The 23,867-nt window shown below is 70.2% G+C and carries 23 protein-coding genes; 13 read left to right on the forward strand and 10 right to left on the reverse strand.

Annotated features, from left to right (window positions below; translation table 11 throughout):
- The first annotated feature begins 69 nt into the window (after positions 1–69).
- On the forward strand, positions 70–1,134 hold the full coding sequence (gene fba, locus ACXAFN_RS10295; RefSeq protein WP_474988440.1) for a class II fructose-bisphosphate aldolase: 1,065 nt from the start codon (positions 70–72) through the stop codon (positions 1,132–1,134).
- A gap of 184 nt (positions 1,135–1,318) precedes the next feature.
- Here the strand turns inward: fba and ACXAFN_RS10300 are convergent, their stop codons facing one another.
- Positions 1,319–2,134 carry a helix-turn-helix transcriptional regulator gene (locus ACXAFN_RS10300; RefSeq protein WP_474988441.1) on the reverse strand — a complete coding sequence of 272 codons (816 nt, stop codon included), beginning with the start codon at positions 2,132–2,134 and terminating at the stop codon, positions 1,319–1,321.
- Positions 2,135–2,281: 147 nt separating this feature from the next.
- Between ACXAFN_RS10300 and ACXAFN_RS10305 the strand changes: the two genes are divergently transcribed.
- Positions 2,282–3,754: an alanine/glycine:cation symporter family protein gene (locus tag ACXAFN_RS10305; RefSeq protein ID WP_474988443.1), complete on the forward strand. Its 1,473-nt coding sequence runs from the start codon at positions 2,282–2,284 to the stop codon at positions 3,752–3,754.
- A 53-nt stretch (positions 3,755–3,807) separates the two neighbouring features.
- Complete coding sequence (locus ACXAFN_RS10310) at positions 3,808–4,824, forward strand: asparaginase (protein WP_474988444.1); 1,017 nt, start codon at positions 3,808–3,810, stop codon at positions 4,822–4,824.
- Positions 4,825–4,836: 12 nt separating this feature from the next.
- Here ACXAFN_RS10310 and ACXAFN_RS10315 read toward each other — a convergent pair whose 3' ends face one another.
- Complete coding sequence (locus tag ACXAFN_RS10315; protein WP_474988446.1) at positions 4,837–5,115, reverse strand: DUF4235 domain-containing protein; 279 nt, start codon at positions 5,113–5,115, stop codon at positions 4,837–4,839.
- Positions 5,116–5,276: 161 nt separating this feature from the next.
- Here ACXAFN_RS10315 and ACXAFN_RS10320 point away from each other — a divergent pair, with 161 nt between their 5' ends.
- The 6 genes from ACXAFN_RS10320 to ACXAFN_RS10345 all read left to right on the forward strand — a co-directional run bounded on the left by ACXAFN_RS10320 (position 5,277) and on the right by ACXAFN_RS10345 (position 11,060).
- Entirely contained in the window at positions 5,277–6,308 is a 1,032-nt protein-coding gene (locus ACXAFN_RS10320) for a sodium:calcium antiporter (RefSeq protein ID WP_474988447.1), read from the forward strand.
- A 149-nt stretch (positions 6,309–6,457) separates the two neighbouring features.
- Positions 6,458–7,144, forward strand: coding sequence for an HAD-IA family hydrolase (locus ACXAFN_RS10325; RefSeq protein ID WP_474988448.1), 687 nt, complete (start codon positions 6,458–6,460; stop codon positions 7,142–7,144).
- A gap of 127 nt (positions 7,145–7,271) precedes the next feature.
- Positions 7,272–8,291: a LacI family DNA-binding transcriptional regulator gene (locus tag ACXAFN_RS10330; protein ID WP_474988450.1), complete on the forward strand. Its 1,020-nt coding sequence runs from the start codon at positions 7,272–7,274 to the stop codon at positions 8,289–8,291.
- Positions 8,292–8,375: 84 nt separating this feature from the next.
- Positions 8,376–9,359 carry a sugar kinase gene (locus tag ACXAFN_RS10335; RefSeq protein WP_474988452.1) on the forward strand — a complete coding sequence of 328 codons (984 nt, stop codon included), beginning with the start codon at positions 8,376–8,378 and terminating at the stop codon, positions 9,357–9,359.
- A gap of 10 nt (positions 9,360–9,369) precedes the next feature.
- The gene (locus ACXAFN_RS10340) at positions 9,370–10,350 is read left to right on the forward strand and encodes a 2-hydroxyacid dehydrogenase (RefSeq protein ID WP_474988454.1); all 981 of its coding nucleotides are present in this window, start codon (positions 9,370–9,372) and stop codon (positions 10,348–10,350) included.
- A 26-nt stretch (positions 10,351–10,376) separates the two neighbouring features.
- Positions 10,377–11,060: an HAD family hydrolase gene (locus ACXAFN_RS10345; RefSeq protein ID WP_474988456.1), complete on the forward strand. Its 684-nt coding sequence runs from the start codon at positions 10,377–10,379 to the stop codon at positions 11,058–11,060.
- 76 nt (positions 11,061–11,136) lie between these two features.
- On the opposite strand, the gene ACXAFN_RS10350 is transcribed toward ACXAFN_RS10345, so the two are convergent.
- Together ACXAFN_RS10350 and ACXAFN_RS10355 are read right to left on the reverse strand one after the other, a co-directional pair.
- Positions 11,137–12,540 (reverse strand): APC family permease, encoded by a 1,404-nt coding sequence (locus ACXAFN_RS10350; protein ID WP_474988457.1) that lies wholly within the window; start codon positions 12,538–12,540, stop codon positions 11,137–11,139.
- 121 nt (positions 12,541–12,661) lie between these two features.
- Entirely contained in the window at positions 12,662–14,074 is a 1,413-nt protein-coding gene (locus ACXAFN_RS10355; protein WP_474988459.1) for an aminotransferase, read from the reverse strand.
- A gap of 69 nt (positions 14,075–14,143) precedes the next feature.
- Here ACXAFN_RS10355 and ACXAFN_RS10360 point away from each other — a divergent pair, with 69 nt between their 5' ends.
- Both ACXAFN_RS10360 and ACXAFN_RS10365 read left to right on the forward strand, forming a co-directional pair.
- Positions 14,144–15,034 carry a helix-turn-helix transcriptional regulator gene (locus ACXAFN_RS10360; RefSeq protein WP_474988461.1) on the forward strand — a complete coding sequence of 297 codons (891 nt, stop codon included), beginning with the start codon at positions 14,144–14,146 and terminating at the stop codon, positions 15,032–15,034.
- Positions 15,035–15,083: 49 nt separating this feature from the next.
- Positions 15,084–15,458, forward strand: coding sequence for a translation initiation factor Sui1 (locus ACXAFN_RS10365; RefSeq protein ID WP_474988463.1), 375 nt, complete (start codon positions 15,084–15,086; stop codon positions 15,456–15,458).
- Between the two features lie 265 nt (positions 15,459–15,723).
- Here the strand turns inward: ACXAFN_RS10365 and ACXAFN_RS10370 are convergent, their stop codons facing one another.
- Positions 15,724–16,575 carry an NAD-dependent protein deacetylase gene (locus ACXAFN_RS10370; RefSeq protein WP_474988464.1) on the reverse strand — a complete coding sequence of 284 codons (852 nt, stop codon included), beginning with the start codon at positions 16,573–16,575 and terminating at the stop codon, positions 15,724–15,726.
- 162 nt (positions 16,576–16,737) lie between these two features.
- Here ACXAFN_RS10370 and ACXAFN_RS10375 point away from each other — a divergent pair, with 162 nt between their 5' ends.
- The gene (locus ACXAFN_RS10375; protein WP_474988466.1) at positions 16,738–17,616 is read left to right on the forward strand and encodes a nuclease-related domain-containing protein; all 879 of its coding nucleotides are present in this window, start codon (positions 16,738–16,740) and stop codon (positions 17,614–17,616) included.
- 170 nt (positions 17,617–17,786) lie between these two features.
- Here the strand turns inward: ACXAFN_RS10375 and ACXAFN_RS10380 are convergent, their stop codons facing one another.
- On the reverse strand, positions 17,787–18,614 hold the full coding sequence (locus ACXAFN_RS10380) for a T2 family ribonuclease (protein ID WP_474988468.1): 828 nt from the start codon (positions 18,612–18,614) through the stop codon (positions 17,787–17,789).
- Positions 18,615–18,618: 4 nt separating this feature from the next.
- Here ACXAFN_RS10380 and ACXAFN_RS10385 point away from each other — a divergent pair, with 4 nt between their 5' ends.
- Positions 18,619–19,428 (forward strand): ATP-grasp domain-containing protein, encoded by an 810-nt coding sequence (locus ACXAFN_RS10385; RefSeq protein WP_474988470.1) that lies wholly within the window; start codon positions 18,619–18,621, stop codon positions 19,426–19,428.
- 26 nt (positions 19,429–19,454) lie between these two features.
- On the opposite strand, the gene ACXAFN_RS10390 is transcribed toward ACXAFN_RS10385, so the two are convergent.
- The 4 genes from ACXAFN_RS10390 to ACXAFN_RS10405 all read right to left on the reverse strand — a co-directional run bounded on the left by ACXAFN_RS10390 (position 19,455) and on the right by ACXAFN_RS10405 (position 23,828).
- Positions 19,455–20,792: a deoxyguanosinetriphosphate triphosphohydrolase gene (locus ACXAFN_RS10390; RefSeq protein ID WP_474988471.1), complete on the reverse strand. Its 1,338-nt coding sequence runs from the start codon at positions 20,790–20,792 to the stop codon at positions 19,455–19,457.
- Between the two features lie 70 nt (positions 20,793–20,862).
- Entirely contained in the window at positions 20,863–22,359 is a 1,497-nt protein-coding gene (locus ACXAFN_RS10395) for a tripartite tricarboxylate transporter permease (protein WP_474988473.1), read from the reverse strand.
- Positions 22,360–22,368: 9 nt separating this feature from the next.
- A complete protein-coding gene (locus ACXAFN_RS10400) occupies positions 22,369–22,833 on the reverse strand; it encodes a tripartite tricarboxylate transporter TctB family protein (RefSeq protein ID WP_474988474.1) in 465 nt (154 codons plus the stop codon).
- Entirely contained in the window at positions 22,830–23,828 is a 999-nt protein-coding gene (locus ACXAFN_RS10405; protein ID WP_474988476.1) for a Bug family tripartite tricarboxylate transporter substrate binding protein, read from the reverse strand. Before ACXAFN_RS10405 ends, ACXAFN_RS10400 begins: the two co-directional genes overlap by 4 nt.
- Between the last annotated feature and the right edge of the window lie 39 nt (positions 23,829–23,867).

A 23,867-nucleotide genomic window follows, 5' to 3' on the forward strand; every position in this document is an offset into this window, starting at 1 on the left:
ACCCCTACCCAACGAGACAGGACGCGGCGCTGGCCCGCCGCGTCCCTTCACGCGATACAAGGTGACTTCATGGCACTGATCAGCATGCGCCAACTGCTGGACCACGCCGCCGAACACGGCTACGGCGTCCCGGCCTTCAACGTCAACAACCTCGAGCAGATGCGCGCCATCATGGAAGCCGCCGACGAGACCGACTCCCCGGTGATCGTCCAGGCCTCCGCCGGCGCCCGCAAGTACGCCGGCGCGCCCTTCCTGCGCCACCTGATCCTGGCCGCCATCGAGGAGTTCCCGCACATCCCGGTGGTCATGCACCAGGACCACGGCACCAGCCCCGCGGTGTGCCAGCGCTCCATCCAGCTCGGTTTCTCCTCGGTGATGATGGACGGCTCGCTGGGCACCGACGGCAAGACCCCGACCGACTACGCCTACAACGTCGACGTGACCCGTCGCACCGTGGACATGGCGCATGCCTGCGGCGTCTCCGTCGAGGGCGAGCTGGGCTGCCTGGGCAGCCTTGAGACCGGCATGGCCGGCGAGGAAGACGGCGTGGGCGCCGAGGGCAAACTCGACCACGACCAGCTGCTGACCGACCCGGAAGAGGCCGCCGACTTCGTCAAGGCCACTCACGTGGATGCCCTGGCGATCGCCATCGGCACCAGCCACGGCGCCTACAAGTTCACCCAGCCGCCCACCGGCGACACCCTCTCCATCCAGCGCATCAAGGAGATCCACGCCCGCATCCCCGAGACCCACCTGGTGATGCACGGCTCCTCCTCGGTGCCCCAGGAATGGCTCGAGGTGATCAACCAGTTCGGCGGCGCCATCCCCGAGACCTACGGCGTGCCGGTCGAGGAGATCGTCGAGGGCATCAAGCACGGCGTGCGCAAGGTCAACATCGACACCGACCTGCGCCTGGCCGCCACCGGCGCGGTGCGTCGCTTCCTGGCCGAGAACCCGGCCGAGTTCGACCCGCGCAAGTTCCTCAAGGTCAGCACCGCGGCCATGAAGGAAGTTGCCAAGGCCCGCTACGAGGCCTTCGGCACCGCCGGCCAGGCCAGCAAGATCAAGCCGCTCGGCCTCGAGGCCATGTTCCAGCGCTACGAGCGCGGCGAGCTGGACCCGCGCGTCAAGTAAGTGCCCTCGCCCCGCCGGCCCGCGTGCCGGCGGGCATCATGCAGGCCCCGCCGTCCATCCCGTGGATACCGATACCCCCATTCCCGCCGCCTGCGGCCCGATCGTCGGCGCCGACGCGCCACCCTAGCGCGAGCATGGCCCCCGCCAGGCGCCCTGGCTTCCCCCTCGAGCCATTGACGATCTCCTAGAGGTAGCGCGCCCGGAACTGCCATTCGTCGGGGGCGACGTCATTGCGAATCGCCGCCACGATGCCGGGGTCGAGGGAGGGGTCGTCCAGCGCCAGGAGTCCGCAGCGCGCCAGCGCCTGGCGCGGGCCGAGGGTGTCGGGGAGGCGCTCGTAGAGCACCCGCACGCAGCAGGGCATGCGCTCGCTGCTGTCCGCCACGCCCAGCTTGAGGCCGGTCAGCCGCGACACGTGGCTCTTGAAGCTGGGAAACAGGATGGTCTGGGTGATCTCGTGGCCGTTGAGCGACTCGTGATCGACCAGGAACAGGCGGTCGCTCAGCAGCAGGGCCATGCCGCGGTAGCGATTGTGGCAGGGCCGGCCGCCGGCCGCGGTCGGCATGCGCTCGGTACGCTGGTAGATGACGCCGTCGCCGTGCCGCTCCAGGCACACCAGGGTGCGCAACACCCGGCCCGGCTGCGACATCGCCAGGTAGTACTCGTGGTAGCACCCCAGGTAGCGCGCCATGCCCTCGCGCCCCTTGTCGAGCAGGCCGGCCGGGATGGCCGGCGTTGGCGCCTGCCGCGCCGGTGCCGCCCGCTCCGCGGGGCGCAGCCGCACCAGCGGCTGGAATTCCTCGTGGGGCAGCAGGATCTCGTGGACCTCGACGCCGAAGAAGTCGCAGATCCGGCGCATGGTGTGGTCGGCGGGCTTGTAGCGGCCGCTGAGGTAGCGGTTGAACTGCGCCCGGTTGATGTCGAGCCGCCGGCACACCTCGGCGATGGAGCGGTAGTAGCTACACAGCAGCCGCAGGTTGGCCGCAAAGTCGTCGTGCATGTCCCGTTTTCCCTCGGCTGGTGCAGTCTGGCGCACTCGGTGCGCCGGATAGTGCGCCAGGGCGCACCAGAGCGTCAAATCCCAGCGCCCTTGCGGCCTGCTTAAATCTCCCCGCACTGCGAATAACACCAAGATGGAGACAACCGGATGTTGGATTTCCTCAACGACCTGCTGTGGGGCAAGGTCCTGCTCGTGCTGCTGATCGCCGTCGGCGTCGGCTTCACCCTCGCCTCTCGCTTCGTGCAGTTCCGCTACTTCGGCCGCATGTTCCGCATCCTCGGCGCCAGCCAGGCCTTCAAGCGCGACAAGCACGGCCACCTGAGCTCCTTCCAGGCGCTGGTGCTGTCGGTCGCCGGCCGGGTCGGCGGCGGCAACATCGCCGGCGTCGCCGTGGCCATCACCCTGGGTGGACCGGGCGCCGTGTTCTGGATGTGGGTGGTCGGCCTGATGGGCATGGCTACCAGCTTCCTCGAGTGCACCCTGGCCCAGACCTACAAGCAGGCCGAGGGCGACGGCACCTACCGCGGCGGTCCGGCCTACTACATTTCCCGCGGCCTCGGCCAACGCTGGAACTGGCTGGCCGGCCTCTACTCGGTGCTGCTGTTGGCCACCTTCGGCTTCGCCTTCACCGCCCTGCAGTCCTATGCCGTGGCCACCTCCTTCGGCGACGCCTTCGGGGTGCCGGTGCTCTACAGCGGCCTCGGCCTGGCCATGCTGGTCGGCCTGATCATCTTCGGCGGCATCAAGCGCATCGCCCGCATCTCGGAGTACCTGGTGCCCTTCATGGCCGGCGGCTATATCCTGATCGCGCTGGTGGTGCTGGGCCTCAACGTCACCGAGATTCCCGCGGTGATCACGCTGATCGTCAAGAGCGCCTTCGGCCTCGAGCCGGCCATCGGCGGTGGCATCGGCGCGGCGATCCTGATGGGCGTCAAGCGCGGCCTGTTCTCCAACGAGGCCGGTCTCGGCAGCGCCCCCAACGTCGCCGCCGTCGCCTACGTGCCGCACCCGGCCAACCAGGGCATCGTCCAGGCCTTCTCGGTGTTCATCGACACCGTGATCATCTGCTCGGCCACCGCCTTCGTGATCCTGCTCAGCGGCGCCTACGACCCGGCGTCCGGCAACGAGGTGGCGGGCATCGCCCTGACCCAGGCGGCGCTGGCCGACCACGTCGGCGAGTGGGGCCGCACCTTCGTCAGCCTGGCGCTGCTGCTGTTCGCCTTCAGCACCATCCTCTACAACTACTACCTGGGCGAGAACAGCCTCAACTTCTTCAGCCGCCGCAACCAGAACCTGTTCAATGCCTTCCGCGTGGCCATCGTGCTGCTGGTCTGCTGGGGCGCCACCACCGACCTGGGCACCGTGTTCGGCTTCGCCGACGTGACCATGGGCCTGCTGGCGGTGGCCAACCTGGTCGCGCTGATCCTGCTGTTCAAGCCGGGCCTGCGCATCCTCAAGGACTTCGACGGCCAGATGCGCAGCGGCATCGAGCAGCCGATCTTCAATGCCAAGGACCACCCGGCACTGGACCTGGACCCGCAGGCCTGGGAACTGGAGCCCGAGGATCTCGCGCGCGCGCATCGGGCGATGGGCAACGCCCCGGCCTCCGCCCGCGACTGACGCCCCCGGCCCCGCGCGAGCGGGGCCACCCTCTCCTGCCTGGAAGCCCCATCATGCGACGCCTGCTGATCCTGCATACCGGCGGCACCATCGGCATGCGGCCGGGCCCCGACGGCTACGCGCCGGCGCCCGGTTTCGCCGACCGCCTGACCCACCACCTGAGCACCCACAACGCCGGGGGCCTGCCCGAATGCCGCGTGATCGAACTGGCACCGCTGATCGACAGCGCCGATCTCGTCCCCGCGGACTGGAATCGCCTGGTCGCCGCCCTGGCCGAACACTGGCACGACCACGACGGCTTCGTGATCCTGCACGGCACCGACACCCTGGCCCACACCGCCTCGGCGCTGTCGTTCATGCTCGGCGCCCTGGACAAGCCGGTGGTGCTCACCGGCGCCCAGATCCCCCTGGGCGAGCCGCGCAGCGACGCCCCGTCCAACCTGGCCACCGCCCTGCTGGCGGCGGCCCACGAGGCGGCCCCGCGGGAGGTGAGCATCGCCTTCCATGATCGCCTGCTGCGCGGCAACCGGGCCCGCAAGGTGCGCAGCCAGGGCTTCGACGCCTTCGACTCGCCCAATGCCTCCTGGCTCGGCGAGGCCGGCATCGCCCTGCGGATCGACGCCCGCGAGTCCCTGGCCCCCGGCACGCCGGACTTCAGTCCGCTGACCTTCGCCGAGAACCCGGTGGCCCTGCTGCCGGTGCACCCCGGCCTGTCGACGGCGCTGCTGGACGCGGTGCTGGCATTGCCCGGGCTGCAAGGCCTGGTGCTCGCCACCTACGGGGTCGGCAACCCGCCGGGCCTGGACGGCGCGCTGATCGCCCGCCTCGCCCGGGCCACTCGGCGCGGCCTCGCCGTGCTCAACGTCACCCAGTGCCATCAGGGGCGCGTCGAGCAGGGCGCCTACGCCACCGGGGCGGCGCTGAATGCCGCCGGCGTCATCCCCGGCGGCGATCTCACCCCGGAGGCGGCGCTGGCCAAGCTGCAGGTGCTGATCGCCCGGGGGCTCGACGGCGAGGCGCTGGCCGCGGCCCTGGCGACGCCCCTGCGCGGGGAGATGTCGGCGGGCTGAGGCCTTGCCGCGTTAGCCCTTCAGCCGCTTGCGGGCCCGGCCGCGCTCGCCGCGGCGGCGCGCCTCGTCGCCCAGCCGCTGGCCAACCACCCGCGCCATCCCGACCAGGGCGCCGCTCGCCACGCCCCAGGCCAGCGCCTCGCGCCAGCGGGTATCACGCCGCCCCGGGTTCTCCGGCGGGGCCGCGCCGGACGTCTTGCGATAGGCCTCCCGGGCGGTGTGCCGGGTCAAGAGACTGGCGCCGAGGACGGCGGTATAGCCGACCATCGACCAGAGCATTCGCGTCTTCATGGCTTGACGGCCTCCTGGCAAAAACGGTGGAGTAGCGTGGGTCGCCCTGCCCGGGCCTTCCGGGCCGGCGGCATCTTCAGACCAACGCCCACGACAGGAGTCAACATGCCAGAGGGTCACCCCGCCCGGCCACCGTTCCGTCGAGTGACGAGAGGTGCCCCTTGCTGACCGACCCGCCTCTCGGCCTCGCCATCGCCCTGTTCCTCGGCGCCAGCCTGGTGATCGGCGTGGCGGGCACCAAGCTGACGCATATCGTCGACGACCTGGCCGACCGCACCGGCCTCGGCGAGGCCATCGCCGGCGCCGTGCTGCTGGGCATGGCCACCTCGCTGTCGGGGCTGGTGCTGTCGGTCTCGGCGGCGCTGGCCGACCGCCCCACCCTGGCGATGAGCAACGCCCTGGGCGGCATCGCCGTGCAGACGCTGTTCCTGACCGTCGCCGACCTGACCCACCGCCGCGCCAACCTGGAGCACGCCGCCGCCTCCATCGGCAACCTGATGCAGGGCGGCCTGCTGCTGTGCCTGCTGGCGCTGGTACTGGTGGGCCGCTTCGCCCCGGAATGGACCCTGTGGCAGGTGCATCCCGTCACCCCGCTGCTGGTGATCGCCTACCTGTTCGGGCTGCGACTCGCCGACCGCACCCAGGACCGCCCCAGGTGGCGCCCGGCCCAGACCCTCGAAACCACCCCGGACGTGCCGGACCCGCGCGCCCAGTCACGCTCGGCACGACGCCTGTGGCTGAGCTTCGCGGGCCTGGCACTGGTGCTCGGCGCCAGCGGCTGGCTGCTGGAAGGGGCCGCCTCGACGATCGCCGAGGACACCGGCCTCGGCCAGTCGGTGGTGGGCGTGTTGATGACCGCGGTGGTCACCTCGCTGCCGGAGCTCGTCACCTCGGTGGCGGCGGTGCGACGCGGCGCCCTGACCCTGGCGGTGGCCGGCATCATCGGCGGCAACGCCTTCGACACCCTGTTCGTCGCCGCCTCGGACCTCGCCTACCGCGGCGGCTCGATCTATCACGCCATGCCCGACGGCGTGGCGCTGTGGGTGGCGCTGTCGCTGCTGATGACCGCCATCCTGATGGTCGGCATGATCCACCGCGAGCGCCTGGGGCCGGGCCGCATCGGCTTCGAGAGCCTGGCCATCGCCGGCTGCTACCTGGCCGGCGTGGCGATGCTGGTGGCGACCTCGCGCTGACCGCCTGGCGCCGCGGCGAATGTGCATCAAAAGTTGAATTGAAAAACACTGTTCACAAAACGACGAAAATAGTCTTAAACTAAAGGTGAATGCTGCCGATGTGACACAATAGCGTTACCGCTGAATGAAACGCCCGCGAGGTCTCGGTGATGGCACGCCCACTCTGCCTGCTCTTCGATTGCGACGGCACCCTGGTCGACAGCGAACCGCTGTTGGCCTCGGAGATGGAAACCAGCCTCACCGCCGTGGGCCTGCCCTTCCGGGCCAGCGACTACATCGGGGAATTCCGCGGTGCTCGCTTCCGGCATATCGTGGCCGAGCTGGAGCGCCGACATGGTGCGGTCGACGCCGACCGTCTCGAGGTACTGGAGCGCGACATGCGCGCCAACCTCAACCGCCGCCTGGCCACCGACCTGACGCCCATCAGCGGCGCCACCGAGGCCCTGGCCACCCTCTCCGGCCACCCCATGGGCGTGGTCTCCAACGGCCCGGTCAACAAGATCCGCACCTCGCTGATCGCCACCGACCTCGAGGCCCTGTTCGGCGATTACCTGTTCAGCGCCTACGAGGCCCAGTGCTGGAAGCCCGACCCCTGCCTGTACCGCCATGCCGCCGCGCTGATGGGCTATGCGCCCGAGGACTGCGTGGCCATCGACGATGCCCTGGTCGGCGTCCAGGCCGCGCTGAACGCCGGCATGACGGTCATCCATCTCAATCGCTTCCCCGACGCCGAGGAGACGCCGGAAGGGGCGATCATGATCACCAGCATGTTCCAGCTGCCCACGGTGATCGCCCACCTGGAGAAGGCACGCAGCGTCACCGCCTCCCGGGCCTGAGCCCCGGTGCCTGGCCGACCGCCCCGTCGCTCCCATCCGTCCGACCTTCGTCTAGCGCGCCGCCGCTTGCCCGCGATGCCTCGACGGGACTACGATGGGAACGTTCCCATCGCTCATGATCGCCCCCATGCCAGACTCTCCCCGCCGCGCCACCATCCTCGAGGTCGCCCGCGATGCCGGCGTCTCCAAGACCAGCGTCTCGCGCTACTTCGGCGACGAACGCGACCGCCTGTCGCCGGCCATGCAGCGACGCATCGCGGCCAGCGCCGGCCACCTGGGCTATCGCCCCAACCAGATGGCGCGCGGCCTCAAGGCCGGGCGCTCGCGACTGATCGGCATGCTGGTGGCGGACATTCGCAACCCCTTCTCGGTGGCGGTGATGCACGGCGTGGAGCAGGCCTGCCGGGCACACGGCTTCTCGCTGCTGGTCTGCAACACCGACAACGACCCGGAAAAGGAACGCGATCACCTGGCGCTGCTGGCGTCTTACCGCGTCGAAGGCCTGGTGCTCAACGTCGCCGGCCACCCCGATCGCGAACTGGCGACCCTGGCCGAGCGGGACACCCCGCTGGTGCTGCTCGACCGCGCGCTGGGCGACGTGGAAGCCGACATGGTGGGCCTCGACAACGACCAGGCCATCGACGCCGCCTTCGACCATCTCCGGGCCCAGGGCTACGGCGAGCTGTTCTATGTCAGCGAGCCGACGGCGCAGGCCAGTTCGCGCCAGCAGCGGCTGGAACGCTTCCGCGAGCGACTCGATGCCGACGGGCTGCAGGGCGAGGCCTGCTGCCTGGCACTGGATGATGCCCCGGCACTGGAGCGGGCCATCGCCGGCTTCCTCGACCGCCCATCGCATACCCCCAAGGCCGTGCTGTGCGCCAACGGCAACGTCACCCTGGCGGTGACCCGGGCGCTGCAGACACTGGACGTGACGCTCGGCGAGACCGGACTGCTGGGCATCGACGAGCTCGACTGGTGCGCGCTGGTCGCACCGGGCATCACCACCCTGGCCCAGCCCACCGAGGCGATCGGCCGAGCCGCGGTCGACAGCCTGCTCCGGCGCCTGGCCGCCCCCGAGCATCCCGCTCCGTCCCGGCAGATCCTCTTTACGCCCGAGCTCAACCCCCGCGGCTCGACCCGCCGCTGACACCGCCCGGCGCCACCGGGATGCCCGGCTTACTCGTGCTCGCGCTCGAATGGTAACGTTCCCAAACCACATCAGGTATTGCCCATGACGACACCCTCTCCCACCCCCGAGATCCTCGCCTTCGGCGAGGCCATGACGCTGTTCGTCGCCGATGCTCCCGGCAACCTCGACGAGATCGAACACTTCCAGCGCCGCATTGCCGGCGCCGACACCAACGTCGCCATCGGCCTGGCACGACTGGGATTCCGCGTCGGCTGGCTGAGCCGAGTCGGCGACGACGCCTTCGGCCGCTATATCCGCCGCACCCTGGAGACCGAGGGACTGGACTGCCGCCACCTGATCACCGATCCCGCCGCCTCCACCGGCCTGGTGTTCAAGGAACGCGCCGAGGGCGGTGCGGATCCCCGCGTCGAGTACTTCCGCCGCGGCAGCGCCGCCAGCCGGCTGTCGCCGGACGATGCCGAGCCGGTGGACTTCGCCGCCGCCCGCCACCTGCACGCCACTGGCATTCCCCCGGCGGTCTCGGCGAGCTGCCGTGAACTGGCCTGGCAGATGCTCGACCGGGCCCGGCATGCCGGCGCCAGCATCTCCTTCGACCCGAACCTGCGCCCCAGCCTGTGGGCCAGCGAGCGCGAGATGCGCGACACCCTCAACGCCATGGCGGCCAAGGCCGACTGGGTACTGCCCGGCCTCGCCGAGGGACGCCGCTTGACCGGCCTGGAGACGCCTCACGACATCGCCGGCTTCTACCTGGAGCGCGGCGCCAGGGCGGTGATCATCAAGCTCGGCCCGGAGGGCAGCTACTACCGTGGTACCCTCGAGGGCCGAGACACGAGCTTCTCCGTGCCCGGCGTCGCGGTGTCCGAAGTGGTCGATACGGTGGGCGCCGGCGACGGCTTCGCGGTCGGTGCGGTCAGCGCCCTGCTCGACGGCCGTGCGCCGCGCGAAGCGCTCGAGCGCGGCAACCTGATCGGTGCCCTGGCGGTGCAGGTGCCCGGTGACATGGAGGGCCTGCCGTCGCGCGCGCGGCTCGCCGAGTTAGAAGCCAGTCGCCCCTCCCCGGAATGAGGATCTCTGCATGACCAAGCGAATCGTCGTCTACCGCCGTCTCCCCGAGGACCTGCTGGCCCAGTTGAAGCGTGACTTCCACGTCGACGACTTCGGCCACCTGGAGGATCTCGACGACCCGGCCTTCCGCGCCGCCTTGGCCGAGGCCCATGGCCTGGTCGGCGCCGGGCAGCCCATCACCCCGGCGCTGCTCGACGCGGCCCCCCAGCTGGAGGCCATCTCCAGCGTCTCGGTGGGCGTCGATGCCTATCCGGTCGAGGAGCTGACGCGGCGCGGCATCCGGCTTTGCAATACCCCGGACGTGCTCACCGAGACCACCGCCGACACCGGCTTCCTGCTGATCATGGCCACCGCACGCCGGGCCGTGGAACTGGCCGACTTCGTTCGTCGCGGCGACTGGCAGGCCTCTCTCGGCGAAACGCATTTCGGCAGCGACATCCACGGCAAGACCCTGGGGATGATCGGCATGGGGCGCATCGGCGCGGCCATCGCCCGCCGCGGCGCGCTGGGCTTCGGCATGCGCATCCTCTACTCCAACGCCTCGCCCAAGCCGGCGCTGGAAGAAGAGCTGGGCGCCCGGCGCCTCGAGCTCGACGCCCTGCTCGGCGAGGCCGACTTCGTGTGCGTGACGGTGCCGCTGAGCCCCGAGACCGAACGGCTGATCGGCGCGCGCGAGTTCGCCCTGATGCGTTCCTCGACGATCTTCGTCAACATCGCCCGCGGCAAGGTGGTCGACGAGGCCGCGCTGATCGAGGCCCTGAAGGCCGGGCAGATCCGCGCCGCCGGCCTCGATGTCTTCGAGCAGGAGCCGCTGCCGGCGGACTCACCGCTGCCGAACATGGCCAACGTCGTGGCCCTGCCCCACATCGGCTCGGCGACCCACGAGACCCGTCGCGCCATGAGCCAGCGCGCGGTGGACAACATCCGCCTGGCGCTGTCGGGCGAGCGGCCGCTCAGCCCGGTCAACGAGCCGGCCACGGCTGGCGCCTGAGGCCCTTCATCTCGAACGAGGACACCATGACCGCTCCCCTCTGCCTGCTCTTCGACTCCGACGGCACCCTGGTCGACAGCGAGATCCTGCTGGCCGACGTGATGGCGGAGACGCTGCCACGCCACGGCCTGCCATTCACCGCTCGCCAGTACATGGACGAGTACCGCGGCGTGCGCTTCCTGGCCATCGTCCAGGCCCTGGAGGCTCGCCACGGCGCCCTCGGCGACGGCCGTCTCCAGGAACTGGAAGACGAGATGCGAGACCGCATGGAGGCGCGCATGCGCGCGGAGCTCCATGCCATCGACGGCATGCCGGAGACTCTCGAAGCGCTGGCTGCCTACCCCAAGGCCGTCGTCTCCAACGGCCCCGAGCGCAAGATCCGCTGCGCCATGGACAGCACCGGCCTGGCACCCCACTTCGGCGAACGGCTGTTCAGCGCCTACACCCTGGGCGTGTGGAAGCCCGACCCGGCGCTCTACCTCAAGGCCGCCGAGGCCATGGGCCATGCCCCCGAGCGCTGCGTGGTGATCGACGACGCCGCGGTGGGCGTGGCCGCCGGGCTCGACGCCGGCATGCGGGTGGTGCACCTCAACCGCTTCCCCGCGGAAGAGACCACTCCCGAGGGCGCCATCGCCATCGGCCACCCTGAAGAGCTGCCGGCGGTGGTCGCCGAACTGGCCCGACGCCTCGCCCCCGCCACGCTCGGCTGATCCCATGCACGCACGGGCCCACCCCTGGCGGGATGGGCCCATGCGTTCATGGCGGCGAGGCTCGCCTCGAGTCGCCTCAGCCCGGCACCGCCGGCTGTGCGGCGAGGCGGCGGCGCTTCTGCCGCCGGCCGAGGCCGATCATGACCTCGCCGATCGCCAGGGCCAGCGCCACGCCGGCGAGGATCTTGCCCGCGTAGTCCCAGTCCATCGGCTCGCCGGGGGTCACCACGAACAGCACGATCCCGGCGACCACGTGCAGCCCGACCACCGCGGCCCACAGGCAGGCCAGGCGATTGCCCAGCGGCAGGCGGAAGGGCCGCGGGGCGTCGCTGCTCAGCCGCAGCTTGATGAAGGCCAGGCACATCAGCACGTAGGGCATCATGAAGATCATCGCGAAGATCGACAGCAGGGTCCAGAACAGGCCCTCGGCGGTATCGGCCACCAGGCCGTAGACCAGCATCACCAGGATGCTCACCGTGGAGGCCAGCAGCGCCGAGCCCACCGGCGTGTCGTGGCGCGGATGCACGATGCCGAACACCCGAGGGAACTCGCCGGCGTGGGCGGCCTCCACCGCGGCACGGTTGGTGCCCATGCTCCAGGTCACCATGTTGGTGAAGAAGGTGAAGAGCACGAAGCCGCCCACCAGGTTGGCCAGCAGGCCGCCCCAGCCCTCGTGGCCGTACATGTTGAACAGCGACTCGGCAAAGATGGTGGTGACGTCGGTCTGGTCGGTGGGCACCGCGGCCAGCACCCCGACGGTGCCCAGCACGTTGAAGGCGGCGATCAACAGCCCCGAGGCCAGCACCGCCCGGGGGATGTCACGGCGCGGCGCGACCATCTCGGCGGCGCTGCAGCAGGCCAGCTCGGTCCCCATGATGCCGTAGACCATCACCCCCAGGGCGGCGATGGCCGCCGGCGAGGACGGCACGATGCCATCCAGGGTGAAGGGGTTGGCGAAGCCCTCGTTGAAGCCGTAGCGCAGGCCGCCCACCAGCAGCACCAGCACCGAGATCAGCTTCAGCACCGCCCCGATGTTGGGCAGCCACTTGCCGATGCGCAGGCTCGCGCTGGTGCACAGCGAGGTCACCAGCGCCAGGCTGCAGCCAATGAAGATCTGCAGCCACAGGCTCATGTCGGGGAAGTAGAAGGCGCTGAGCATGCTGGCGAACAGGATGTAGACCGAGGGCATCCACAGGGCGTTGTTGACCCAGTACATCCAGGACACCCGGGCGCCCCAGCGAAAGCCGAAGGCGGTGCGCACCCAGTGATAGACGCCGCCGTTGCTCGGGTAGGCGGTGCCGAGCTCCGAGGTCATCATCGCCATGGGCAAGAACAGCAGCACCAGCACGTAGGCCCACCAGAACAGGCTGGTCGAGCCCAGCGAGGCGGCCAGGGCGATCTGATCCATGAACAGCATCGCCGAGACGGTGTACAGGGTGACGTCGCGGCACCGCAGTACCTTGTTCTTGTTGACTTCCATGAGAAAGACTCCAGCCAGGAGGAAGTTCAGCGTGACGCGCGACTCGGGCGCCGAACGCCCGAGTCGCGAAGCGGGGATGGACGAGGGGACTCGCGCGGCGGTCATGCCGCGCGAGCGGGCCTCACCAGTGCCCGGCGGCGCGCAGGTCCTCGACGGTCTCGAGGATGCTGTCGCGCAGCACGTCGACGATGACGTCGACCTCCTGGTGGGTCAGGGTCACGGCGGGGGACATGACGTTGAGGTGCACGATCGGCCGCACCAGCAGGCCGCGCCGCTCGGCGCGCAGGTGCACCCATTCGCCGATGTTGAGTTCCTCGGGGAACAGCTCGCGGGTGGCCTTGTCGGCGACGAATTCCACGCAGGCCATGAAGCACTTGGCGCGCACCTCGCCGACGATCGGCAGCTCGGCCAGGGTGGCCAGGCGCTCCTCGAAGTAGCGCCCCACCTCGCGGGCCCGGGGCAGCAGCGCCTCGCGCTCGATGATCTCGATGTTCTTCAGCGCCGCGGCGCAGGCCACCGGATGGCCGGAGTAGGTGAAGCCGTGGCTGAAGCAGCGCCCGGTGCCGGGCTCGGCGATCACGTCCCACAGCCGCTCGGAGAAGATGCAGGCGCCCAGCGGCTGATAGCCGGAGGTCAGACCCTTGGCGGTGGTGATGATGTCCGGCACCACGCCGAACTCGTCCTCGGAGGCGAAGAAGTGGCCGAGGCGACCGAAGGAGGTCACCACCTCGTCGGAGATGTAGAGGATGTCGTGGCGCCGGCAGACCTCCCACATGCGGCGATGATAGCCCTCGGGGGGGATGATCACGCCACCGGAGCCCATGATCGGCTCGGCCAGGAAGGCGCCGATGCGCTCAGCCCCGACCTCGGCGATCCTGGCCTCGAACTCGGCGACCAGGGCATCGAGGAACTCGGCCTCGCTGCGGCCCTGGGCCTCGCGATAGGGATAGGGGCAGCTCAGGTGGTGGATGCCCTCGGCGAGGAAGTCGAACTCCGGCGGGCGGTCGGCCTGCTTGCCGCCCAGCGACATGGTCAGGTAGGTCGAACCGTGGTAGGCGTTGATGCGGGTGATGACCTGCTTCTTCTCGGGCTTGCCGCGGCAGTTCTGGTAGAAGTGCACCAGGCGGATGGCGGTGTCGACCGCGGTGGAGCCACCGGTGGTCAGGAAGACGCGATTCAGGTCGCCCGGCGCCAGCTCGGCCAGCTTCTCGCTGAGCTCGATGGCGCGGTCGTTGGCCATGTCGGCGAAGGAGTTGGAATAGGCCAGGCGGCGGGTCTGGTCGGCGATGGCCTCGACCATCTCCTCGCGGCCCAGCCCGATGTTGGTGCACCACATGCCGCCCACGGCATCCAGGTAGCGCTGACCTTCGGCGTCCTGGATATGAGCGCCGTCGCCGTCGACGATGGTCAGCGAGCCCTGCTCGCGATGATCGTCGAAGACATGGTAGCCATGCATGTAGTGCGCCTTGTCGGCGTCGGTGAGGCGGGCGTTGTCGCGATTGGAAAAACGTTTCGATTCGGTGATATTGGTCATACGCATCCTGACGGCGGCAAAGAGTGGCGGCAGTATAGGCAGCCTCCCGATGCCGCCCCCATACCCCAATTGGGTGGGGCGTGGGCGCCCCGCGTCCCTGCCCCGCCCCGGAGGCCGACCATCGCGACGCCATCGCCCCGCTCGTCCGACACGCCCTCGCCGGCCCTCTCGCTCGCCGCCCTCGAGGACTGGCACCGCGCCCTGGCAGAGGCCCATGCCCGCTGCCGCCAGCCGGGCTTCGTCGAGGCCCTGATCGCGGCCATCGACCGCCTGGTGCCCACCGAATCGGCCCTGGTGATCCTCGAGGACGCCCGCCAGGCGCCGCGGCTGCTGTACCAGCGCGGCATCCCGCCCGAGGGCCGCGACCGGATCCTCGGCCGCTACTTCTCGCGCGGCTACCTGCTCGACCCCTTCTGCCTGGCCGTCGACCAGGGGCTCGGCGAGGGCTTCCATCACCTGGCCGAGATCGCCCCGGACGACTTCTTCCGCAGCGAATACTACCGGGTCTATTACCTGGAGGCGGGCTCGGTGGAAGACTGCTACTTCCTGCTCGACCTGGCGCCGGGGCAGCGCATCTCCATCTGCCTCTACCACGGCCTGAGCGCCGCGCCCTTCACACGACATGAACTGGACACCCTGCGCGCCCTGGCGCCCATGGTGCTCGCCCTCGGGCATCACCACTGGCAGACCGCCGACACGCCGCCGGCCGACGCCTCGCCGAACCCGCTCACCGACCGCCTGCGCGGCGCCTTCCAGCGCTTCGGCGCCGACCGGCTCACCGAGCGCGAGCAGCAGGTATGCCGGCTGCTGCTGCGCGGCCACTCGGCCAAGTCCAGCGCCCGGGAGCTGGGCATCTCCCCGGAGACGGTGCGCATGCACCGCAAGAACCTCTACGCCAAGTTCGCGGTGAGCTCCCAGGCCGAGCTGTTCGCGATCTTCATCGACTGGATCGACCACTAGCGCCGGGCCTCGTATCATCGGGGCTCACTCACATGGCCCAGGAGGCTCCATGGCATCCCTTCAGGACCAGCTACGCGGCCTGGTCTACTCCACCGAACACGGCGACACCTGCCCCGACTGTCGCCAGCCGATCGCCGACTGCCGCTGCGCCGAGGCCGCCGAGGAGGAACGCCTGGCGGGCCTGGACGGCATCGTGCGCCTGCGCCGCGAGACCAAGGGGCGCAAGGGCAAGGGCGTGACCCTGGTCGAGGGCGTGCCGCTCAAGGCCGACGAGCTCAAGGCCCTGGCCAAGGAGCTCAAGAAGCGCTGCGGCACCGGCGGCGCCCTCAAGGACGGCGTGATCGAGATCCAGGGCGACCAGCGCGAGGTACTCAAGGGCGAGCTGGAGAAGCGGGGCTTCAAGGCCAAGCTGGCCGGCGGTTAGGTGCGAAAAGTGTCTGCGCTCGGCTATACGGCGTTAAAAATCGGCTCGTGCGCGAGCCCGGTCAAAGTCCTCATTTACAGCTTGTAAACTCGCACGCGAGCCCGGTCCGCCTTTTCGCTGATTTTTGCCTTGTCTAGCCTTCGCTCGTCGACTTTTCGATGCAAGCCCGTTCGCGTCCAGCGCGGCCAACCCGTTCTCGGCACTCGCGACATAAGCCAGCGCTTCCCAGGAGTCGAAAACGTGTCGGGCTCGTCGACTGTCCGGATCAGGCCTGGTCGGCGGGACGCAGCGCCATGTCGTCCAGTCCTTCGACCAAGGCAGTCAGACCCGCTTCGGCGCCGGCCGCCACCTTGAGCGTATAGAGGTCGTCGGCCCGGGTGCGCCCCAGGTTGAGGCAGGCCAGCGGCTTGCCGGCCCGGGCGGCCTCGCGGGCGAAGCGAAACCCCGAATAGACCATCAGCGACGAGCCCACCACCAGCAGGCCATCGGCCTCCGCCACCAGCGCGAAGGCGTCATCCACCCGCGACCGCGGCACGCTGTCGCCGAAGAACACCACGTCCGGCTTCCAGATGCCGTCGCCGCAGCGGCTGCAGTCCGGCACCCGGAAGCCGCCGAAGTCGGCCTCCAGGTCGGCGTCGCCGTCCGGCCCCGCTCGGGCGCCGCTATCGAGCCAGTCGGGATTGCGGCTGGCCAGCTCGGCGTGCAGATCGTGGCGCATGCGCGTCGCCCCGCAGCCCATGCAGCGCACCAGGTCGGCCCGGCCGTGCAGCTCGATCACCCGCCGCGAGCCGGCCCGGCGGTGCAGGCCATCGACGTTCTGGGTGATGATGCCGGCCACCCGCCCCGCGGCCTCGAGCCGGGCCAGGGCCCGGTGGGCGGCGTTGGGGCACGCATCCTGCAGGGCGCGAAAGCCGATCAGCGCCCGCGCCCAGTAGCGCTGGCGCGCGGCGTGGCTGTCCATGAACACCCGGTGCTGCATCGGCGGCGAGCGCTTCCAGTCGCCGCTGTCGTCGCGGTAGTCGGGGATCCCGCTGGCCGTGCTGACCCCGGCCCCGGTGAGCACGGCGAGGCGCGGCGCGCTGGCCACGAAATCCACCAGTGCCTCAATATCGCTCATCTCGACTCCTCACACTCCACACCCGCACCTCGAAACTAGAACCTAGAACCTAGAACCTAGAACCTAGAACCTAGAACCTAGAACCTAGAACCAACCGAGCATGGCCCCGAGCGCACAAGGTTGTCTAGAATGGGCAGGGTCTCCCACGGGCAAGGACTCCCGATGGCCTGGTTGGAATACCTGCTTCCCCTCTTCTTCCTGCTGCCCCTGGCGGCCACCGCGGTGATCGTGGTGGGCCTGCGCAACCTTCACGACGCCCGCGTCAGCTCGCCCTTCGACGCCCACCCGCTGCGCGAGCCCGGGCAGTCGCTGCGCGACCGCCTGGACCGCGCCTTCGCCAGCCTGTTCCTCAACGGCGCCCTGGGGCCCATCGTGATCATGGTGCCGCTGGTCTACGGCATGGGCCGGATGCTGTTCGCCGACGAGCAGAACTGGCTGGAATGGAGCCTCTACGGGGCCCTGTCCACGCTGCTGGTGCTGGTGTTCTGCTTCCGGCTGATCCGCGACTTCCAGCGCATCCGCCGGCTCAAGCTGGGGCTGGCCTGCGAGCTGGCGGTCGGCCAGGAGCTCGAGCGGCTGATCCGCCCCGAGTCGCATCCCTACTTCGTCTTCCACGACGTGCCCGGCGCCGCCGACACCCTCGACCACGTGGCCGTCACGCCCCATGGCGTCTTCGTCATCGAGACCTGGGCGCGCAGCCCGGCGGTGCGCCCCTCCGGCGAGGAGAACAACAGGGTCACCGTGGAACGCGAGCGGCTGCGTTTCCCCGGCTGGTTCGAACGCCGCCCGCTGCGCGACACCCGACGCGCGGTGCGCTGGCTGACCGTGTGGCTGGAGAAGGAACTGGGCCGCTCGGTGCCGGTGCAGGGCGTGCTGGCCCTGCCGGGCTGGCGCATCGAGGACGCCGAGGCCGCCGACGACCTGCTGGTGGTCAGCGGCGACGCCCTGGCCGACCGGCTGCCCGAGCTGCGCCTGGCCGCCCTCGACGACGCCACCCACGACGCGGTGATCGCCGCCATTCATCGCCGCGCCCCGCGGTGATCGTCGACCCACCGACCCGCATCGCCACGCCCCGCGATGATCGCCGGCTCACCGCCCCGCATCGCCGCGCCCCTCGTTGATCGTCGACCCACCGACCCGCATCGTCGAGTCCCGCGGTGATCGCCGGCCCATCGACCCGCAGTATCTAGCCCGGTGCCGACCGCCGCCTGTCACTCGAAATCCGCGATTCTCACCCGAGTCGCGCAACGGCCCCGTTCGAGGCGCACCAGGCTATCGGCGGCCGGAAAGCGCTCGAGGGCGGCGGCATCGATGCCGATGCGCACCTCGGTCAGCAGGCGATTGCCGCGCCCGCGACACACCAGCCGCAGCGACCGCCCGGTGCCCTCGCCGAAGGCCGCCTCGAAGGCCCCGATCAGGGCGTTGCGCCCCACCTCGCCGCCGCGATGCAGGGCCACGAAGTCGCCGAAGGCGCTGGCGTTGACCGCCTCGAGCAGCTCGAGCGAGGTGGCGAACAGCGCCTCGGCGGGCAGCGTCAGGCAGGCCGCGTGCTTGGCGAACTGGTAGCGATCCAGGCAGCTCGCCCGCCCCGGCATGGCGCGGTCCAGCCGACTGGCCAGGGCATCGGGCAGCGCCAGCGGCGCATGGGCCCGGCAGAAGCCGCCGTCCGGGCGCGGCGTCTCCAGGAAGCAGCCCTCGCGCCGCCATTCCCGGCGCGTTACCCCGCGCGCCCGAAAGTCGTCCGGCAGCGCGGCCCAGAGCCCGTGCAGCACGAAGCGCTCGTTCGTCCCGCGTCGCAGCCGAGGCTCGCGGCACTCCCGGGGCGGTCGCGAGCGACTCGCGCAGAAGCCGGGATGCCAGGTCAGCGCCAGGGTGTAGCGCTCGACGCCGGCCACCGCCGGGGCCTCGGCCCGGGCGGCGGCGGCCACCAGGGCCAGCGACAGCCCCAGCAGGAGCGTCGCCGCACCGCGCAAAAGGGCTTGCCAGGCCAGCGCCGGCGGATAATAATCCCTCGCCTTCGAAGGAGATGTCCTAGTCATCACCATGAAACTCATCACGTTCGACGTTTTTCGCACCCTGGGCATCCCCGGGGTCCGCTATATCAAGCCGGAGCGCATGTACGACCACCTGGAGGAGATCCGCCAGGCGGACTGGCTGCTGTTCCCCGAATACTGGCAGGTCAACGCCCTGGTCTACGGCCTCGGCGCGCGGATCTTCCCGAGCCTTTCCAGCTATCACCTGGGCCACGACAAGGTCCAGCAGACCCGCGCCTTCCTGGCGCTGTGCCCGGAGCACGTGCCGCCCACCGAGATCCGCGGCGCCTCCGCCGCCGCGCTGGACGACGTCGAGGCCCGCTTCGGCTACCCCTTCATCGCCAAGCGCATCAAGAGCGCCATGGGCGAGGGAGTGCGCCTGATCGAGTCGCGCCAGGCGCTGCTCGATCACGTCGCCGAGGAGCCGGTGCTCTACGCCCAGGCGCGGCTGCCCGTCGACCGCGACCTGCGCATCGTAGTGGTCGGCGGCGAGGTGCTCACCGCCTACTGGCGGGTCACGCCGCTGGACGGCTACCGCGCCAACGTCAGCCAGGGCGGGCGCATCGACCATGCGGCCATTCCCGAGGCCGCGCTCGCCCTGGCCCGCCGCCTGGCCCGCGAGCTCGGCATCGACCATGCCGGCTTCGATATTGCCATGGTCGACGGCCACCCCTATGTGTTCGAGTTCAACCGGCTGTTCGGCAACCAGGGCATCGCCGACAGCAGCCAGCGCATCGGCGCCGCCATCCAGCGCGTGCTGGGCCTGGGCGACGACGATCGCGACCCCGACGGCGAGCCGCCGCTGCGCCTGACGGCCTGACCCTCGGGCGCAGGAGCACAGGCCGCTCAGTCGCCCCTGAGGCGGCCGCCCATCTCCTGGGCCAGGTCCACGGCGTAGTGGTCGGTCATGCCGCCGATGAAGTCGAGCATGCGCCGGTAGCTGTCGTACAGCGACCAGGAGGGCAGCGGGGTGTTCTCGCCGATCAGCGCCAGCACCCGCTGGTGCTTGAAGGTCGAACGCCCGGTGTGGTGCAGCTCGTGGGCGGCGCCGATGAAGGCCTCCAGCAGGATCCCCAGCGTCGTGTGCGCGCCGATCTCCAGCTTGGCCTTGCGCTCGTTGCGGAAGATACGCTCCCGGGCCAGCTGCTTGGCCGCCTTCACCCCCCAGCCCAGGTCCGGATGACAGAGCTCGAGCAGGTCGTCGCGCAGCCGGCCGCCGAGCAGCTCGCCCTCGTGCTGGACGAACACCGAAGCCACCTCGGTCACCGCCCGCTCCATGGCCGCACCGCGCAGCGCGGCGATACGACGGCGCTGGGAGACCCCCTGGCGCTGCATGGCCGGGAAGTCCCCCGGCTCGCCGCCGGCGATCTGGGTCAGCACCTCGGCCACCTCGCCGAAGCCGAGGATGCCCATCTCCAGGCCATCCTCCAGGTCGAGCAGCGCGTAGCAGATGTCGTCGGCGGCCTCGACCAGCCAGGCCAGCGGATGCCGGCACCAGCGGTTCTCGCCCTGGGGCAGCAGCCCCAGCCGCCCGGCCACCTCCTCCAGCAGGTGGGCCTCGCTCTGGTAGCAGCCGAACTTGCCGGCCGCCCCGCCGTGCTCGACGGTCCAGGGATACTTGAGCAGGGTCCCCAGCGTCGCCGCGGTCAGCCGCATGCCGCCGCGAAACTGGTTGTATTCGATCTGGGTGACGATGCGAAAGCCCTGAGCGTTGCCCTCGTAGGTCAGCAGGTCCGCGCGCTCGGCATCGGAGAGCTCCTCGAGCAGGCCGCTGCCGTCGACCTCGGCGCGGCTGAACCAGTCGCGGATGGCGTACTCGCCGGCATGGCCGAAGGGCGGGTTGCCGATGTCGTGGCCCAGGCAGGCGGCCTGGACGATCACCCCCAGGTCGGCCGGCGTGATCCAGTCCGGCAGCCGATGGCGCAGCTCCTCGCCGACACTCATCCCCAGCGAGCGGCCCACGCAGCCCACTTCCAGCGAGTGGGTCAACCGGGTGTGGATATGATCGTTGTCGGTGAGCGGGTGTACCTGGGTCTTGCGCCCCAGGCGACGGAAGGAGCCGGCGAAGACGATGCGGTCGTGATCCTTGTGGAAGGGGCTGCGGCCGACCTCGTCTCGGGCCACCCCGCGGCGGTCGTGGAGTCGGGCCGGATCGAGCAGCCGCTCCCAGGTCATCTGCGTCATGGGCGTTCCTCCTTGAGGCTCCCATTCTGGCACCGGGCGGCGCCTCGCCCAAGCGGCCGGGCGCTTTGCGTCACTCCAGGCGCCGCTTGACCAGCAGCGCATAGCCCAGGCCGGCGAGCAGCAGGGCCAGGGCGAACAGGTAGATGCCGATGGAGATGCCGCTGCTCCACAGGATGCTCCAGTCCCCGCCGGTGATGGCCATGGCGCGTCGCAGGTTGAACTCCATCTGGCCGCCCAGCAGCAGGCCGAGCACCACCGGCACCGTGGGAATCTCGAGCTTGCGCAGCACGTAGCCGAGCACCCCGAAGGCCAGCATCATGTAGAGATCGAAGGGGCTGTTGTTGAGCGAATAGATCCCCACGAACGCCACCAGCGTCACCATCGGCATCAGGAACCAGGACGGCGCCTGCAGTACCTTGGCGAACAGCCCCACCAGGGGAATGTTCAGGGCCAGCAGCATGACGTTGCCGATGAACAGCGCCGCCACCAGCCCCCAGACCATGTCCGGCTGCTGCTCGAACAGCAGCGGCCCCGGGGTGATGTTCATCGACAGCAGCAGCGCCAGCAGGATCGCGGTGGTACCGCTGCCGGGGATGCCCAGCGAGAGCATGGGGATCAGCGCGCCGCCGGCGGCGGCGTTGTTGCCCGCCTCCGGCGCCGCCACCCCGCGGGGATTGCCCTCGCCGAAGCCGCCCCGGTCGCCCCACCAGCGCTTCTCCAGCACATAGGACAGGAAACTGCCGAGCGAGGCCCCGGCCCCGGGCAGCACGCCGGAGACGAAGCCGATCACCGAGCCCCGGCCGATGGTCGAGGCGCAGTCGAGCGAACGCCGCATGCCGGGGAGGGCCGAGCCGAGGCGCAGCGAGGCGGTCGCCTGGTGCCTGTCCCGCTCGAGGAACAGCAGGCACTCGGAGACCGCGAACAGCCCCACCAGGGCGACGATGTAATCGATGCCGTCGTACAGCTCGTACCAGCCGAAGGTATAGCGGGCCACGCTGGACACCGGGTCGATACCCACGGTGCCCAGCAGCAGCCCCAGGCAGGCGGCGATGAAGCTCTTGGTGAAGCTGCCGCTGGTCACCCCGCCGATGGTGGCGAAGGCCAGCACGAACAGGGCGAAGTACTCGGCGGGGCCGAAGCGGATTGCCACCTTGACCAGCAGGGGCGCGAACAGCGTCAGGCCGATGGTGGCCAGGGTCGCGCCGGCGAAGGACGCCACCGCGGACAGCCCCAGGGCCTCCCCGCCGCGGCCGGCGCGGGCCATCGGATAGCCGTCGAGCGTGGTCATCATCGCCGGCTCGTCGCCGGGAATATTGAGCACGATGGAGCTGATCCGCCCGCCGTACATGCAGCCGTAGTAGACGCTGACCAGCAGGATCAGCGCCGCGGTGGGGGCCAGGCCGAAATTGAAGGCCAGCGGAATCAGCAGCGCCACGCCGTTGACCGGCCCGAGCCCCGGCAGGGCCCCGATCAGGGTGCCGATGGTGCAGCCGATCAACGCCAGCAGCAGGTGTTCGGGCTCGAGCGCCACCGCGAAGCCGTGGGCGAGAAAGTCGAGAATGTCCATAGTGAAGGGCTACACATTCAGTCCGGGCATGTCGGGCAGGGGGATGCCCAGGGCGAACTCGAACAGCGCGTAGAGCGACAGCCCCAGCAGCACGCCATAGGGCAGCGCCTGGCGCCAGCGCGCGCCGAACAGCCGCATCAACACGACGGTCGCCACCAGGGTCGAGGGCACGAAGCCCCAGGGCTCGAGCGCGGCGGCATAACCGCCCAGCAACAGCAGCAGGCCGAGCTGGCGATACTGCGCCGCCCGCGCCGGCCAGCGCTGGTTGAGGCCGGGACGGGCGACCAGGTAGAGCGCCAGCAGCCCCAGCGGCACGCTGACCAGCCGGGGGAAGACCCCCGGCCCCACCGGCTGCATGAAGCCGGTGACGAAGGTATGGGAGTGCCACCAGGCGCCGAGCGCCAGCAACGCCAGCACCGCCCCGGCGATCCGATCACCGAGGGCGGCCCGGTCGAGCGACGGGGCCTCGCTCACTGGATGACCCCGATCTCCCGGGAGATGGCCTCGACGTCATCGATCGAGTCGCGCACGAAGTCGTTGAACGCCTCGCCGCCCCGCCACAGCGGTACCAGGCCGTTCTGCGCCGCCACCTCCTTCCACTCGTCGCTCTCGTAGAGGGTCTCGAGGGTATCGACCATGGCGGCATAGTCGTCGTCCGACACCTCGCCGCCGGTGTAGAAGCCGCGCCAGTTGTAGCCGGTCACGTCATAGCCCTGGGACACCGCGGTGGGCAGCGCTGCGAAGGGCTCGGGCAGGGGCTCCTCGGCCAGCACCGCCAGGGCCCGGACATCGCCGGACTCGATGAACCCGGCGATCTCGCCGAGATCGGTGGACACCGCGTCCACGTGGCCGCCCATCATCTGGGTCACGGCGGGGCCGCCGCCGTCGAACTGCACCCAGCGCAGGGCGGCGATGCGATCGCCCGGCAGGCCCGCCGCCTTGGCGAGGCGCAGCGCGCGGATATGGTCCCAGCCGCCGGCACCGCTGGAGCCGGCCATGACCACCGAGGTCGGATCCTCGACGATGGCCTCGAGCAGCTGGTCGAGGGACTCGTAGGGGCTGTCGTCATCGACCAGGATGACGCCCACGTCGGTGCCCAGCATGGCCAGCCAGCGCATGGTGTCGGCGCCGCCCGGGTACCGTCCCTGGGCGATCTGGGTCATGCCCACGGTGCTGGTGGCCACCATCAGGTCGCTGTCGTCGGCCCGCTTGCCGGCGACGTTGGAGAACGCCACGGCCCCGACGCCGCCGGGCATGTTGGTCACCTGGACGCTGCCGTCGACCAGTTCCAGCTCGCGCAGCAGCTTGCCCACCGAGCGGCAGGTGAAGTCCCAGCCGCCGCCGGGGTCGGCGGGGGCGATGCATTCGTCGATGGCCAGCGCCTGACTGGGCAGGCTGACCGCCAGGCCCACGCCCAGCAGGGCGGAGGCGCCCAGGCGCGGGAGGATCTTGGTGGCGTTGATCGGCATAGCGTCGCTCCTTGTTGTTGTCGCTCGCGTCCCCCGGAG

Source organism: Halomonas sp. ABH4_019, from assembly GCF_056159885.1.

Excerpts from the sequence above, each read along its gene's own strand:
- fba (WP_474988440.1), top strand. The coding sequence starts at position 70 with ATGGCACTGATCAGCATGCGCCAACTGCTGGACCACGCCGCCGAACAC.
- ACXAFN_RS10300 (WP_474988441.1), bottom strand. The coding sequence starts at position 2,134 with ATGCACGACGACTTTGCGGCCAACCTGCGGCTGCTGTGTAGCTACTAC.
- ACXAFN_RS10305 (WP_474988443.1), top strand. The coding sequence starts at position 2,282 with ATGTTGGATTTCCTCAACGACCTGCTGTGGGGCAAGGTCCTGCTCGTG.
- ACXAFN_RS10310 (WP_474988444.1), top strand. The coding sequence starts at position 3,808 with ATGCGACGCCTGCTGATCCTGCATACCGGCGGCACCATCGGCATGCGG.
- ACXAFN_RS10315 (WP_474988446.1), bottom strand. The coding sequence starts at position 5,115 with ATGAAGACGCGAATGCTCTGGTCGATGGTCGGCTATACCGCCGTCCTC.
- ACXAFN_RS10325 (WP_474988448.1), top strand. The coding sequence starts at position 6,458 with ATGGCACGCCCACTCTGCCTGCTCTTCGATTGCGACGGCACCCTGGTC.
- ACXAFN_RS10330 (WP_474988450.1), top strand. The coding sequence starts at position 7,272 with ATGCCAGACTCTCCCCGCCGCGCCACCATCCTCGAGGTCGCCCGCGAT.
- ACXAFN_RS10335 (WP_474988452.1), top strand. The coding sequence starts at position 8,376 with ATGACGACACCCTCTCCCACCCCCGAGATCCTCGCCTTCGGCGAGGCC.
- ACXAFN_RS10340 (WP_474988454.1), top strand. The coding sequence starts at position 9,370 with ATGACCAAGCGAATCGTCGTCTACCGCCGTCTCCCCGAGGACCTGCTG.
- ACXAFN_RS10345 (WP_474988456.1), top strand. The coding sequence starts at position 10,377 with ATGACCGCTCCCCTCTGCCTGCTCTTCGACTCCGACGGCACCCTGGTC.
- ACXAFN_RS10350 (WP_474988457.1), bottom strand. The coding sequence starts at position 12,540 with ATGGAAGTCAACAAGAACAAGGTACTGCGGTGCCGCGACGTCACCCTG.
- ACXAFN_RS10355 (WP_474988459.1), bottom strand. The coding sequence starts at position 14,074 with ATGACCAATATCACCGAATCGAAACGTTTTTCCAATCGCGACAACGCC.
- ACXAFN_RS10365 (WP_474988463.1), top strand. The coding sequence starts at position 15,084 with ATGGCATCCCTTCAGGACCAGCTACGCGGCCTGGTCTACTCCACCGAA.
- ACXAFN_RS10370 (WP_474988464.1), bottom strand. The coding sequence starts at position 16,575 with ATGAGCGATATTGAGGCACTGGTGGATTTCGTGGCCAGCGCGCCGCGC.
- ACXAFN_RS10375 (WP_474988466.1), top strand. The coding sequence starts at position 16,738 with ATGGCCTGGTTGGAATACCTGCTTCCCCTCTTCTTCCTGCTGCCCCTG.
- ACXAFN_RS10380 (WP_474988468.1), bottom strand. The coding sequence starts at position 18,614 with ATGACTAGGACATCTCCTTCGAAGGCGAGGGATTATTATCCGCCGGCG.
- ACXAFN_RS10385 (WP_474988470.1), top strand. The coding sequence starts at position 18,619 with ATGAAACTCATCACGTTCGACGTTTTTCGCACCCTGGGCATCCCCGGG.
- ACXAFN_RS10390 (WP_474988471.1), bottom strand. The coding sequence starts at position 20,792 with ATGACGCAGATGACCTGGGAGCGGCTGCTCGATCCGGCCCGACTCCAC.
- ACXAFN_RS10395 (WP_474988473.1), bottom strand. The coding sequence starts at position 22,359 with ATGGACATTCTCGACTTTCTCGCCCACGGCTTCGCGGTGGCGCTCGAG.
- ACXAFN_RS10405 (WP_474988476.1), bottom strand. The coding sequence starts at position 23,828 with ATGCCGATCAACGCCACCAAGATCCTCCCGCGCCTGGGCGCCTCCGCC.